Here is a 14,190-nt window from a genome sequence, read left to right as displayed (position 1 = left end):
CCTCACTATCACAAATGATATGCTCTCAAAATTTTATTTTAGATGCCTACACCTGGGAGCATATCTTGCTTCATTGGGTGCTTTTTTATGCCGATAATCAATCATTTTCTTTTATTCTATGGATTGGTACCCCATTGACCTAGCTATTGTTATCACTGGCATTTACCATTTGATATACTTATTAAATATCATCACATCCTATCTTTAGTTAGTGAGGCGGTCTTTTATGAGAACTAGTGAAATTGCCCAACTAGTTCAGGTTCATCCGAATACGGTTCGAATTTACGAAGAATGGAAGTTTATTTCGCCTGTGCCGAGAAAAGAGAATGGTTACAGAGAATATTCTTATCTTCATCTAATACAAATGAAAATTGCTCGGCTTGCTTTTAGACAAGAATTTATTCAAAATAATCTGCGGAAAAAAGCCACGAAAATAGTACTACTAAGCGGTAGCGAACAGTTTAAGGAATGTTTACATGCTGCACAATCCTATTTAAGCTTTTTGCAAACAGAATATGATTATGCTTTAAAAGCAGTTAAAACGGTTGAACACTTATTGCAAAATCAACCAACTTCAACTGAAACATTTTCCCACAAAACTGTCGCGTCAATGCTTCAGTTAACAGAAGAAACATTACGGAATTGGGAACGGAACAATTTATTTACTGTAAAGAGAAACACACAAAATCGAAGAATCTATTCTGAGCGCGATATACAAAAATTGCTAATTATTCGTACGTTACGTAGTGCACACTTCTCGATTACAAGCATTGCCAATTTATTTCGGGAAATGGAACAATCGAAAGAAGATTTCAATCTACTACAAATATTACAATCGTCCACCTTTAAAGATGACTTTTTTCATGTAACGGATGATTTAATTACTCAATTAAAAATAGCGATGAAAGATTTGGAATCCATCATCGCTATACTAAAAACATTACAGTAATGGAGAAGGGGCGTTATTGTCTACTAAAAGCATTAATTCATGCATTGCCCGTGTGGAAGCGATATAAAGTAGTCCATTATCAAATTCAGTATGATAATTAGCTTTGTTTACAAAGGGGATGATGACCATATCAAACTCAAGTCCTTTTGCATACTGTATTGTGGTTAAAAGTAGCCCTGTTTCAAACTTTTCTGATAGACCGTCCAGTACTGTAAATGATAAGTTTAAATGCTCTTTCAACACTTGTAAGTCCCTCTCTGTTTTACAGATAATAGCGGTAGATTGATAGTCATTCCTCGCATTTTCATGGATTTGTTTTACCATTTGTTCTAATGTGTCATACATTAATTCAATTGGTTCCCTCCCATGCCTTTCAATCGGATGAATTTCACCATTAAGTATAAACTTTTTTGCATACATGGCAATTTCATACGATGATCGGTAGGTTGTTGTTAATTCTACGTATTCTAGATTATTATACATGGCTGCAAATGCCTCTTTTGATATCGTGTCATACGGCAAAAGCGCTTGGCTAAAATCACCAATAATTGTTCGTTTACAAGTAAACACACTAGACAATACTGCATACTGAATAGGAGTATAATCTTGCATTTCATCCAACACAAAGTGCTGGACAAGCTCATATCTTTTAATTCCTTTAAAATAAATTTGGACATATAGATAAGGGTAGACATCATTAAATTCAAATCGCCTTTTTGAAAACTTAACTATATTTTCGCCAAGTGTGTCAATAAAGGCACGGTAAATTGCGAATGGTGAAGTAAACAAGAGACGCTTTTTTAAGAGCTTTGTAATTTCAGTTTTAGTTGGTAATTTACCTTCTCTAGTTCGCTTGGACTTGAGTACAAGAATAATATCATCTGCTAAAAGCTCTAATCGTATGACAACCGGCTCTTTTCTATATTGAAGGAAACGCCCTTGTAAATAATCTGCTTTTAGTTCTACACCAGCAAAGGTTATACTTTCGTTTTTAAGAAGCTTCAAGTCTAATTGATTCAAAAAAGCTTGTAGTTTTTGTACAAATTGATAATTTCCTTTGATTTTTGCACGAGTAGCCAACGCACTGTTTGGATTCGATATAATGCTTTTCGTTTCTTCTTCAAATGGTGTAAATGTTACAGTAGCTGGCAATAAATTTGAAGTAAACTCGTCCAAAGTAAAGGAACGAATCGGCTCTTCACCAAGCTCAGGGAGGACAGTAGAAATATAGTCGCCGAATACTTTATTAGGGGACAAAATAAAAATACGTTCAGCTTGTAACGTATCACGGAACTTATATAAATAATAGGCGATGCGATGTAAAGCAACAGCTGTTTTTCCTGAGCCAGCAACGCCTTGAATGATGACATTATGTGCGGATTCATTTCGCACAATCTTATTTTGCTCCCGTTGAATCGATGTGACGATTGTTTTCATCTTTTCACTTGCATACTGATTCAATGTTTGCTGAAGAACTTCATCTTGTATCGTTAATGAGCTATCAAGCACATATTGCAGTTTAGAATTTTCTATTTTAATCTGACGTTTTTTAATAAGCTCACCATCAAATTGTTTATCCATCGCAACATAATGTGCTTTACCAATTTCAAACTCGTAGTACATATTGCAAACGGGTGCACGCCAGTCGTAAATTAATTGCGTTCCTTCTTCATCAGCAAAACCAAAACGTCCAATATAAATTGTTTCTGCCTCACAAAGGTCGTCTCCAAGATATAAAAAATCGAATCGTCCGAAATATGGAGAGGTAATTAGCTTTCTTATCTGCTCACGTTCCGTCACATGAGCGAAACCTCGCTTATCAATCATACTTAATGTTTGTTGGTAATTATACACTTCAAATTTATCCAGTTCACTTTTATATTCAACCATATATTTTTGTAAATCTTTAAAACGATAATCTTGATGATTTATATCTGTTGAAAGTTTTTTATTTGTAATTGTTAATTGCTTTAAAGTTTTTTCAAGATATGTTATTTCGTTTGGATCTATCATAAGAATCCCTCCATCTCAAATATTCACCCAGTTTATCAAAAAGAATCTCGTTGGTGTTATAGTGGAGGGTTATCATTTTAATCCAACACTTAATTCGCTGTTTCAAGGATTAAAAATTGTATGGTTAGAATATTTTTTGCAAAAAAATATTTATTGCAATAGCAGAAAATGCCCCATGGACAGAACGGATATTTGAAGCCGAGCATAAATGGCTGCTCGAAAGCGATTGCAAAGTTTGGCCAAATACTTAATTAATAGCTATTCTCCATTATGTTTCCAAATCAGGGTAGTATAAATCTTTACGTAAACAGACATCTCGATGTGTCAATGTTTCACCTTTAAAGCGTAACCAAATCTCGTCATCTGCCATAACGCCATGTGTTTTACGGACAATGCCCCAGCGATTATAGGCTTGTAAACCTAGACTTTCAAGAAGTTCCTGTGCATTCATACGAGTAGGGGGGAAAGTCCGCCATTTCAACCAACGTTCTAATTCTTCGAGGGTAATATGCCCTTCCATGTTTGGTGAAAACTGCTTATTGAAATCTTCAATATAATTAACAACATAAGGTGTACCACCATTAGCTGGCTTTAAATCTACGGAAGCAATTACCTCGTCCATCCACATGACATCAAATTTCATAAAATCAATCATCATTATCACCTTCTATCCATAACTTTTGAAATATAGGGTCGTTCAGTTGTGATAGTAAAACGGTTTTTGCACGGCCAAAATCTAAAGGATTATCTTCCAGGCGTGCCATTAAAAGCTTTTTATTAATAAACGGTGGGCCGTCATAAAGTGAAAGTTGCTTTGCAAACGATGAATTAAGTGGCTTTGCTTTTACTTTTCGTTTTAAAATGGAAATCGGTTTACCTTGTGCATAATCTTTTTCATCAGATAATAGGCTTAGCCCATTGTCAAAAATAGGGGCGAGTGACCATGATTTATGCTTAGGGTCATACAAAAAAAGGATGTTATTTGTATGACGGTCTTCATTTAAAATGAGTGCATCAAAAGCAAATAATTGTGCCAATTCTTTTCGTACGTTACGCCCTGTAAAGCTTTCAATTTGTGCAGATAGTTGCTGAAATTTCTCTGCTGTTGATAGTGTCTTGTCCGTAGTAATAGCATCAGTTGAGGTGAAATTTGCCTCAAATAACCGTTCGAGTGTAACTTCTTGTAAATCTCCACGAAAATCATATGAATAACATCCTTTAGTCATTTCACCATCAGGTAATTCAATTTCACAAGGAAAGTATTGAACGTAGCGGTTGATAGGCAAACAGGAGCAGCTAAGTACAAGAGTCGCCAATACTTCTGCATGACCCTCATAGCCACGAGCATTTTGTTTTACCCATTTGTCACCAATACGCCATTTTGATTGGTCGCCTTTACTAGATGTACTAATTATAGGCTGTGCCGATTTAGGAATACTGACTCTTTCGATTCGCATTGTACCACGTCCTTAATATGACTTTCCTCTATTATACATAAGTGATACTTTAAAACCCTATAGCTTTAGCAATTTTTCGGTAATAATGTATGGCATCTTCGATAAAAATGATTTACAGTATGGAGTGGTGGTAGTAGACTCGTATATTCGTTTTACCATAAGGTCTGATTTAGTTAAATCAACATAAACAAAGAGCGAGCATCGGTTGGGTGCACGTTCTTTTTTAGTACCTTTTCAGTTGTGAAAAGAGCTTAATACGCACCTATCAGTTTGAAAGGGGCATTCGCAGTCGAATGAAGAACTTTAAAAGAGTTGTAAAAATCGTTTTATTAGTCGTAGTATTAATAGGTTTACTTGTAGGATACGCTTTTAAAATTGAACCAAAGATGCTCGTCGTTCATTCGTATCATTTAAATGAAGACAAAGGCGCATCAGTTAAAATAGTTCAAATATCAGATATTCAAGTTAGTGAAACATATACCGTCAATCAATTAAATCGTTTAGTCGAAAAGATTAATCAAATTTCGCCTGATATGATTGTGTTTACAGGGGATTTATTCGAAAATTTTTCTACGTTTCCAAAAAAACAAGAAGTCACTGATAGTTTATCGCAACTTAACGCGACGGTTGGAAAATTTGCTGTATGGGGAAATCGCGATTATGGTGGCGGAGCTTTTAAAATATATGAAGATTTATTAACGAATGCTGGGTTTACATTATTGAATAATAGTGGCGTTACGGTTCCCGTTACGAATGATAAAAAGCTATTTATCGGAGGAATGGATGATGGTTTACTTGGAAAGCCGGATATAGACCTATTGCTATCGCAAATGGATGATACGTATGATTATGAAATTGTACTGATGCATGAGCCAGATATGGCAGAGCTTTTACAAGATACTTCTGTTAATTTGCTGTTAGCTGGACATAGTCATGGAGGGCAAATAAGGATTCCCTTTATGAAAACTATAAAGACGTCGTTGGCTGAAAAATATGATGATGGATTTTATACGATTAATAAAGACAATGGCATGCAGCTTTATGTCAATACGGGTATTGGCACGTCTAGAATCGCTGCTCGTTTTATGGTTCCGCCTGAAATCGCTGTTTTTACTATTCATTTGTAAGTTTAAAGTTGTGATGAATAATCTCATAGTTATATACTTTAATAAACTGATATAGGGAGTGGAAAGACTATTGGCACAATCTAGAGTATTGTATGTTGTTTTTAGCCTAATGGCAGTAGTTTTTATTGTGACGGGTTGTGGGACGTCAAAAGAGGAGAAGACAGCGGAAGAAAAAGTAGATTATGCATCGGCTGTGAAAGAAAATCCAATTGTGACGATTACAATGAACGATGATAAAAAAATTGTGGTTGAACTAGAACCTAAAGTAGCGCCGAATACAGTGGCAAACTTTATTTCCTTAGTAAACAAAGGATTTTATGATGGACTTATTTTTCATCGTGTAATTCCTGGCTTTATGATTCAAGGGGGCGATCCTTCAGGAAATGGATCAGGTGGTCCCGATTATTCGATTAAAGGTGAGTTTACTGAGAATGGCTTTGAAAATAATTTAAAACATGAACGCGGTGTCATTTCAATGGCACGGACAAACGACGACCTAAATTCTGCGGGCTCTCAATTTTTTATTATGACAGAAGAAGCGTCACATCTTGATAAACAATATGCTGCATTTGGCAAAGTGATTGAAGGAATGGAAACGGTAGATGAAATCGTTGCTGTGGAACGTGATGCCACAGATAAGCCATTAGAAGATCAAATCATGAAAAAAGTCGAAGTGGATACAAAGGGCTTTGACTATCCTGCACCAGTAGTGCAAAAATAGTAAATAATCACATTAAAATACACGTTGATTGGATGCGGTGATGCGCAGCTGGTCAACGTGTTTTTATGTAGGAGATTACATTTGTTCCGTCTATACGGTGTTCATAGTCAAGCTTGTGGCAGTTCGCTAGTTCAAAGTAGCAGTTATTGTAAAGAAGATGGTATATACTCTTTTTGCATGGAAATAAGCCAAATAAAATCATCTTCAGCAATAATTTGAATGTCGTGTCCAAGTTGGATGAGTTGCTCTGCTTTTAAATGTTTCGTGCTTTTGCCTCGTCGGTTATGACCGAGAATAACAAAAGCGGTGTCCTTAGTGACTGCCCCTTGCATTAAACCGCCACAAGCTCGTGCTTTTTTTGCAGCTTCTGCGCGTGTCATCGTGGAAAGAGCCCCTGTAAAGACGATTTGTTTATTATAAAATGGATGCATTATACGTTCTGTTGGATTAGTAAGAAAGATAACGTCATTGTTGTCCTTATTGGTGTTCATATAGATTCTCCTAAGAGCTTGATAGTAAGAGGGGTGTTGATTTGTAGACTTGCATAAAGGCAATAACTACTTCTACTGTATTTGTAAAATAGTACTTTCACGTAAATAAGTAACGTTATATTGAATGGCTAATTGTTGTAAAAAACAAAGAAGCGCTGGTATTCGATAAGTAAGAAGCAATTGCTCGTATGTTCGTTTTTCTTCTATTGAGGCTACTTTACGGAAATACCCCCACATATGCTGACAGGCATTGCGCATGCTGCCTTCAGTTGGCGTTTGTTGTAATGCAACTTCGATTAATTGTTTAATTTGCTCATGGCTCATCATGTCGCGCATTGCCAGACGGAGTTGATTGTAATGCTTTTGGCTATGGAACATGACGCGATATTTTTCTTCACGCCATAATTTTTCTGTTAGTTGACGTTGCATATAATCACCTTTCATATAAGTGTTTCAAACTCATTCTACTTGATTTAATGAAAACATCAAAATGTTTTAATGTTGGTATTTATTTTAGTAAAGCATTTATTAAAAATAGGAGAACTTGGGTAGGATGATACAAGAGCTAGCGTAGTATTACTAACTATATTTTATCATTCAATTACCTATCGTAATGATTGAATTACATTTAGCAAATTGGTATATTAATGTATACATATACAATCGATGATGTGACTAAGTAAATAAGAATTGTGAAACAGAAAATATAGCCTAGGCTGAGAGCTATAGCACCCCTTCTTATTGAACCCTACCACGGAGATGTCAGTTAACAACTAACCGAGTCGTTTCGTTACAAACGTTTAGAGGGCGTAATATGCATATTATGCCGAACTAAGGTGGTACCACGTCAACTAGCGTAAAGACGTCCTTTATTAGGATGCTTTATGCTTTTTTTATGAACTTGATTTAGCATTAGCTAGGCGATGAAGACGAAATATATGGATGCATGCCAAATTAAGTTAAATGTCCCTGTGGGTATCACAGATTTTAAAAGGAGCTATTTGAGCAGGCTCGAAAAAAATCAGATGCAATTTTGCCGAAGCAAAATAGATTTTTCAAAATAGGAGGAAAAGAAGATGTCTCAAAAAACAAATGATTTTTCAAAATGGTATGTGGAAACGATACAAAAGGCGGATTTAATGGATTATACGCCGGTTCGTGGTTGTATTGCCTTTAAACCAGACGGCTATGAACTGTGGGAGCATATTCAAGCGGAGATGGATAAGCGTTTTAAGGAAACAGGGCACCGCAATGCCTACTTCCCAATGCTCATTCCAGAATCTTTTTTCCAAAAGGAAAAGGATCATATTGAAGGATTTTCACCAGAGCTTCCTTGGGTGACCGAAGCGGCAGGTGAACAATTAGAAGAGCGTTTAGCGCTGCGCCCAACTTCGGAAACAATGATTGGACATTTGTATTCTAATTGGATTAAAAGTTATCGAGACCTTCCTGTTTTAATCAATCAATGGGCCAATGTATTCCGTTGGGAAAAGAAAACGCTACCGTTTATCCGTACTTCAGAATTTTTATGGCAAGAAGGTCATACGGCGCATGTCGATGAAGAAGATGCACGCAAAGAAACAATGCAAATGTTAGCTATTTATAAAGAAGTTGTCGAAGGACTGTTAGCCATTCCTGTCTATGATGGGCAAAAAACGCCATCAGAACGTTTTGCCGGAGCAGTTGATACATTTTCGATTGAAGCGATGATGAAGGATGGCAAGGCCGTACAAGCAGGGACATCTCATTATTTAGGTACGAAATTTGCCGAAGCTTTTGATATCAAATATTTAAATAAAGAAAATAAACATGTCCATGTGCATACAACATCATGGGGTACGTCTACCCGTTTAATCGGTTCTGTTATTATGGTGCATGGTGATGAACAAGGTCTTGTTTTACCGCCAAGAATCGCTCCAACGCAAGTTGTGTTAATCCCAGTTGGTCCGTGGAAAAAGAACACTAAGATTATCGAGAAATTAGATGAAATTTTTGCAACGTTAAAAGCAAAGGGCATTCGTGTGCGTCTTGATGATTCAGACCAATCACCTGGTTATAAGTTTAATGAATGGGAGCTAAAAGGTGTACCTGTGCGTATTGAATTGGGGCCACGTGATTTAGAAAATCAGCAAAGCTTAATGAAAGCCCGTGATGAAGAAGAAAAAGTAACTGTTTCTTTAGACACAATTGTTGAAAGCATAGAAACAGAACTTGAAACGATGCAAACGCGACTATTTGAAAAAGCAAAAGCTTTCCGTGCAAACAACTCGCATACCCATATCGATTCAATGGAACAGTTAAAACAGCATTTAGCTCAATCTGAACAAAATGAAACAATCCCAGGTTGGATTTTAGCGGGTTGGTGTGGAGATGATGCGTGTGAAGAAAAGGTAAAAGAAGAAACAAAATTTACAACTCGTAATATACCATTTAACCCACCAGTTACAAAGCATACTTGCATTCATTGTGGGAAAGAAGCACAACATACAGTTTGGTTTGCCCGCGCTTACTAAATCTTACTTTGTATGGTAGAAAGCATGGTAACATGCTCAGAGTATGGACAAAAGGCATCAAGAAGTGGAATCCACTCTTGATGCCCTTCTAACTGAATTGTGCTTAGATTTATAGTATTTCCTTATGATTTCCTCCTCTTTGAAATGTATCTTCTACTAATATTTTAATTCTTGTATTTATAGTCTCCAGAATAGCTTCTTCCCAAAACTAAAAAAATCCGGCGATATTGCCTTTCTCGTCTTGATGTTTATAGCTGATTTTGAGGCTGTCCCTCATATAGAAACAATAATGCAGTCACCTATTGAAAACTTCTTTACACTGTGTAACATTCCTTTTAATTTATTTTTACCTGCAATAGAGCGTATCCTTTGTGAAATACAGCATTTATAGTGAGTTACTTAAATTCTTTCTTGCTATATTTGTACTAATAAAATTTATGAAACTATAGTTGCGGAATTATGTAAATTAATGCATTATATTGTTAATAGGTATTAATATTTATGAATATATTTACAATTTTAGTATTTTAGGTATAATAGTTAATGATTGGAAAAAAGGATAACTGTCATGAGTCGTAGATGACAATTTTAATTGATTAGCTCTTCAACAGATTGTAAATAGATGGTCTTTTCCATTCATGCAAAAGAGCGAAATCACCTTTATTATTTATGCCTCTGATGCCGTTTGAAAGTGGTGATACATAACAGTCAAAATTAAGTATGTTTAATGTAATGAATTCTTAGCAATATGTGCGCTGCCTTTTGTTCATTCTAGGAAGCACAACTTCTTTGTTATTTGAAGGTGGAAGTAATATTTACTTGAAATACCCGAAGTCAAACACCAAGAATATCTGCATTGTTAACTATTCATTTTGATTGTTAGAAGTAGCTCAAAGCCAAATCGCAATTAAAATAAATAATTGGTAAGGTGAATGATGGAAGAAATAAAACAATCATTAAGGCGAATTGTCAGTAATTATCAACTATCGGATGAGTTTAGCCGTTGTTTAACCTACTTGTTAGATCAACATGAAGGTGGTGATTTTAGTGATTTAAGTAAATTACATTTTCAATTGAATGGCGGTATATTAACGAAATCTATCCAAGAAGTTTTTAATCTTTTAGAACTTTGGATTCTTTTTACAGATATTGTTGATGATATCGAAGACGGTGATGAATCAAAATGGGGGATAGAGGGGAATGTATTGCTTAATGCTTCGACAGCTTTCGTTAGTATCGTTATGTTGGAGCTACAAAAGGTGGAAATACCTTATAAAAGTGAGGTTACCCGTTTATTTTGCCATTACTTACTTCAAGCAGTTGATGGTCAGCATCATGACCTAATAAACGAGATTACATCTGAAGAGATGTATGAAGCTGTTGTTAAAAAGAAATCTGGCTCGTTAATAGCACTTTCTTCATTGCTCGGAGAAGTATTAGCAACTGGAAAGTATACGGCAAAGCTTGAAATGAGTGCACACTATATTGCAATGGTTGCTCAGTTAAATAATGATTATGGCGACTTATTAAACTTACAAAGAGATTTACAAGACAAAAAAAGAACACTGCCAATATTGTATCTATTACAATATGAAGATTCAGCATTTGATGAATTACGCTTGTATTATAGTCAGCACGGCGATTCAACAATGAATATTTGCATTACGCCACAGCAAATAGAAGCTTCAGGATTATCTATATACATGCATCTATTACAGTCTAAATACCGTAATCTTGCACTTGAATTACTAAAAGAAATTTATCCAACTCATGATGTATCATTATTTAAAAAATATATTTAAGAGGTGAAGGATATGTTAGAAATCGTTCAATATATTCATAAAAATCGCAATATTTTAGATCTTTTAAAAGAAAAAAGAGTTTCACTTTTAAATGTAAATGAGTTAGAGCAAAGTTTAATTTTAGAATCCTTTGAACACGGTGAAAAGAAAACATTAAAGGATTCATATTTAATGTATTGGCGTCCGTAAACAGATGGAACAAGGAAAAGCTAAAATCTTAATTTCGCTTTTTCTCACTTTTTTCATACAATTGTATTGTTTATCCGTTGTCGTTAGCGGGCCTATAATTGGGATTACACTGGTTCAATCACAAGATCAAAGTTGGTATATTCAACAGATTGAAGAGGAAAGTTGGGCAGCATCTCAAAATATAGTGCCCTATACGAAAGTTTTAGAATTAGATGGGATGAAGCTGACAGCCAATACTTCATCCCCTTTTCTAATTACACAAGCGCATAGCATAACAATTTGGCATGAAGGAAAAGTGGAAAAGTTAATCGTCTCAAATAAGAATATAAACGCACAATTAATAAAGCAATTAATAATGCCGTTATTATATACCTTAATCACAACTGCTTTTTGTCTTTTTTTATTTAAACAAATACTTACTAAAAACAAACAGTATTTGATTTTTCATTTACAGTTTACAGCATTAGCGTATATAAGTGCAGGTGCAGCAGGACGAGGAGATTTCATTAGTATTGTTATTAATTCATTAGCGATTTTCCTTAGCATTGTGAATTGTATTTTCTACTGTAATTATTTTTTAAGAACAATGAGTGATGCTTTTCAAAAAAAGTTGCGTAATGCTTTTTTTGTTATTGGTATAATGATTGTAGTGATAAATATAGCGCGTATTTTTATTGAAGATCTTCTTAAAGTACAAATTATATTTGAACTATCAGTCTATTTAATTTTATCCTGCTTACTAGCGATTAATATTATTGTCGCAGCTAAAAGCAATACTAAATACTATGCCAAGCCATTATTCTGCATCTTTTTTTTAGGAATCGGACCGTTCGCATTATGTTATGGCATTCCAACAATTTTTAATGTGCATCCATTTCTACCTGCAGATGTGACGGCGTTATTTTTGTTAGTGGTCCCTATTTGTCTGATTTACTTAGAAATGGCGGGGAATTTTGTTAACTTACAATATGCGCTTGATCGCATGTTTTCACATTTACAATTGGCGATTCCTTTTAGTCTGGTACTTTCATTTATTTTACTATCTCTTGAGGAAGTACGCTCGTTTTACATATACAGTCTTTATTTTTTGATTACGTTTATTTCCTCCATCTTACTGTTGTCATACAAGGAAAGTATGGAAGTACGGAATGCTCGCTATTTAAGTACTTTAAAGAACTACAATTTTTCCAATTTTTATCGCTTCATTAAATCATCAGCACATTATGCTACTAACTTCGACAAACTTATGGAATATATTAAACAAGAGCTTAATCTAATGTTAATGCTGAATGATATTGAGATTATAGAAGACCAGTTAACACAATCTCTTGGTTATATAGAAGAACATAAATGTCGTGCTATTTGTCCTAATTTAATTTATAAACATGACACGAAATACATATTGGTACTCTATGAAACAGTAGACTCTAAGTTGTTGGCAATCACAGACACAAAATTTCGTAAAATACCGTCCGAATCTTTAAAAATGCTTGAACTCTTTTTGTATTATGTTCAAAGCATTATCGATAATTCACTTAAGTTGGATGAACTTATGGCACAACTGACGAAGTTAGACAAATTGCATGCACCACGATGGTATAATAGGCTATGGATTTTGTCTTCAGAGAAAGAACGTTTACGGTTATCTACAGAGATACATGATACGATTTTACAAGATTTGATTCATATGAGTCGTAATATGGAAGAAGCTGCAACAAAAGAAAAAGATGACAAAGAGGCTTTTATGCATTTGCGTGAAGAAGTACTGGATATTGTGGATAATACAAGAGAAATTTGTGAAAATTTATATCCGCCTTTAATCGATAGGCTTGGTCTCCACCGCTCGTTAGAGGAGTTAATACAGAAATGTAAAATACGTTTTAACTTCTTGATTAAAGTGGATATTCAAAGGATTGAAGGTTTATCGTTGCAGCAATCCACTACAATTTATCGTATTATTCAAGAGTTGCTCTCCAATGCAAATAAACATTCACAAGCACAGTCTGTCCATATTTCATTAACATCCAAAGCACAAAAAGTTTTTATTGACTATTGGGATGATGGAATTGGTATTGATATTGATGAAAATATTCAACAAGACTGTATGAAAAGTATAGGACTAATGGGGATGAAGGAGCGTATCAAGTATTATCAGGGGACATTTTTAATAAGCTCAAATCAGCCGCAAGGGACAAACATTAAACTATCTATGAAAATAGGTGAGGATTTTGAAAATAATGGTATTGGATGATCATATTGCTATTGGTGAAGGCACACGGGCCATATTGCAAGCTGAACTAGACTGTCAAGCAGTGGTGTTTACAGATCCCTGTATTGCATTACAGCACTTATCCGAATCATTTTATGATATTTACTTAATTGATTTTAATTTAGCAGGGATGGATGGACTGCAATTTATTCAAAAGTTACTCAAAATTCATCCTGAAGCAATCACGATTATTTATACAGGTTATAATATCGAGAAATATTTACCCGAATTATTAAACAAGGGGATATCAGGATTTATTAGTAAAACGGAAAGTAGAAAACAATTGATTGATACAATTCAATATGCACTTGAAGGGAAAGTTATTATTTCACTTTCGCTTCTTAAAAAGCTGTGTGTACATAATGTTGGAGCTAAAGAATCTATAAACTTGACAGAGAGAGAACGACAAATTTTAGATTTTGTCAGAGATGGCTATACGAATAAGGCTATTGCACTGGAAATTCATTTAAGTCAACGGACAATAGAGAAAGTATTAACCACAATTTTTTCTAAGCTTGGTGTTGAATCACGAGCAGAGGCAGCCGTTAAATGGAATGAATTAACTACTTTAGAAACTGATAAATATCATTTTAATTAGGTATAAAGATTCGACTGAAGTTCATAAATTATGCGTTTTTTGCTAATAAAGCAACAATTTT

General features: G+C 34.8%; 13 protein-coding genes and 1 other annotated feature. Of the genes, 8 read left to right on the top strand and 5 right to left on the bottom strand.

Going from position 1 to position 14,190, the window contains the following annotated elements:
- Positions 1–226: 226 nt before the first annotated feature.
- Positions 227–949: a MerR family transcriptional regulator gene (locus tag LS41612_RS17040; protein WP_024361566.1), complete on the top strand. Its 723-nt coding sequence runs from the start codon at positions 227–229 to the stop codon at positions 947–949.
- Here the strand turns inward: LS41612_RS17040 and LS41612_RS17035 are convergent.
- The 3 genes from LS41612_RS17035 to LS41612_RS17025 all read right to left on the bottom strand — a co-directional run bounded on the left by LS41612_RS17035 (position 941) and on the right by LS41612_RS17025 (position 4,419).
- The gene (locus LS41612_RS17035) at positions 941–2,962 is read right to left on the bottom strand and encodes a HelD family protein (RefSeq protein ID WP_024361565.1); all 2,022 of its coding nucleotides are present in this window, start codon (positions 2,960–2,962) and stop codon (positions 941–943) included. The two genes, LS41612_RS17040 and LS41612_RS17035, sit on opposite strands and share 9 nt — an antisense overlap.
- 268 nt (positions 2,963–3,230) lie before the next feature.
- The gene (locus LS41612_RS17030) at positions 3,231–3,620 is read right to left on the bottom strand and encodes a hypothetical protein (protein ID WP_227665417.1); all 390 of its coding nucleotides are present in this window, start codon (positions 3,618–3,620) and stop codon (positions 3,231–3,233) included.
- Positions 3,610–4,419: a hypothetical protein gene (locus tag LS41612_RS17025; protein WP_105928921.1), complete on the bottom strand. Its 810-nt coding sequence runs from the start codon at positions 4,417–4,419 to the stop codon at positions 3,610–3,612. Before LS41612_RS17025 ends, LS41612_RS17030 begins: the two co-directional genes overlap by 11 nt.
- A 293-nt stretch (positions 4,420–4,712) precedes the next feature.
- On the opposite strand from LS41612_RS17025, the gene LS41612_RS17020 reads away from it, so the two are divergent.
- Positions 4,713–5,546: a metallophosphoesterase gene (locus LS41612_RS17020; protein WP_024361562.1), complete on the top strand. Its 834-nt coding sequence runs from the start codon at positions 4,713–4,715 to the stop codon at positions 5,544–5,546.
- A 109-nt stretch (positions 5,547–5,655) separates the two neighbouring features.
- Entirely contained in the window at positions 5,656–6,267 is a 612-nt protein-coding gene (locus tag LS41612_RS17015) for a peptidylprolyl isomerase (RefSeq protein ID WP_036204821.1), read from the top strand.
- A 143-nt stretch (positions 6,268–6,410) separates the two neighbouring features.
- Here the strand turns inward: LS41612_RS17015 and LS41612_RS17010 are convergent, their stop codons facing one another.
- The gene (locus LS41612_RS17010; protein WP_024361560.1) at positions 6,411–6,758 is read right to left on the bottom strand and encodes a BRCT domain-containing protein; all 348 of its coding nucleotides are present in this window, start codon (positions 6,756–6,758) and stop codon (positions 6,411–6,413) included.
- A gap of 72 nt (positions 6,759–6,830) precedes the next feature.
- On the bottom strand, positions 6,831–7,187 hold the full coding sequence (locus LS41612_RS17005) for a YbgA family protein (RefSeq protein WP_024361559.1): 357 nt from the start codon (positions 7,185–7,187) through the stop codon (positions 6,831–6,833).
- A 228-nt stretch (positions 7,188–7,415) separates the two neighbouring features.
- Positions 7,416–7,631 (top strand) — a binding site (T-box leader).
- Positions 7,632–7,834: 203 nt separating this feature from the next.
- On the opposite strand from LS41612_RS17005, the gene proS reads away from it, so the two are divergent.
- The 5 genes from proS (at position 7,835) to LS41612_RS16980 (ending at position 14,129) form a co-directional block, all read left to right on the top strand.
- Entirely contained in the window at positions 7,835–9,271 is a 1,437-nt protein-coding gene (gene proS / locus LS41612_RS17000) for a proline--tRNA ligase (RefSeq protein WP_024361558.1), read from the top strand.
- A gap of 932 nt (positions 9,272–10,203) precedes the next feature.
- Positions 10,204–11,073, top strand: a complete 870-nt coding sequence (locus LS41612_RS16995) for a class 1 isoprenoid biosynthesis enzyme (RefSeq protein ID WP_080653288.1) — start codon at positions 10,204–10,206, stop codon at positions 11,071–11,073.
- A 12-nt stretch (positions 11,074–11,085) separates the two neighbouring features.
- A complete protein-coding gene (comX, locus tag LS41612_RS16990; protein ID WP_105928920.1) occupies positions 11,086–11,262 on the top strand; it encodes a competence pheromone ComX in 177 nt (58 codons plus the stop codon).
- A 4-nt stretch (positions 11,263–11,266) separates the two neighbouring features.
- Positions 11,267–13,513 carry a sensor histidine kinase gene (locus tag LS41612_RS16985; RefSeq protein WP_024361556.1) on the top strand — a complete coding sequence of 749 codons (2,247 nt, stop codon included), beginning with the start codon at positions 11,267–11,269 and terminating at the stop codon, positions 13,511–13,513.
- Entirely contained in the window at positions 13,500–14,129 is a 630-nt protein-coding gene (locus tag LS41612_RS16980; protein ID WP_051147706.1) for a response regulator, read from the top strand. The genes LS41612_RS16985 and LS41612_RS16980 overlap by 14 nt, the downstream gene beginning before the upstream one ends.
- The last annotated feature ends 61 nt before the right edge of the window (positions 14,130–14,190 follow it).

The organism is Lysinibacillus sphaericus, assembly GCF_002982115.1.
GTDB classification, from domain to species: domain Bacteria; phylum Bacillota; class Bacilli; order Bacillales_A; family Planococcaceae; genus Lysinibacillus; species Lysinibacillus sphaericus.
This window is presented reverse-complemented; position numbering and strand designations above follow the sequence as displayed.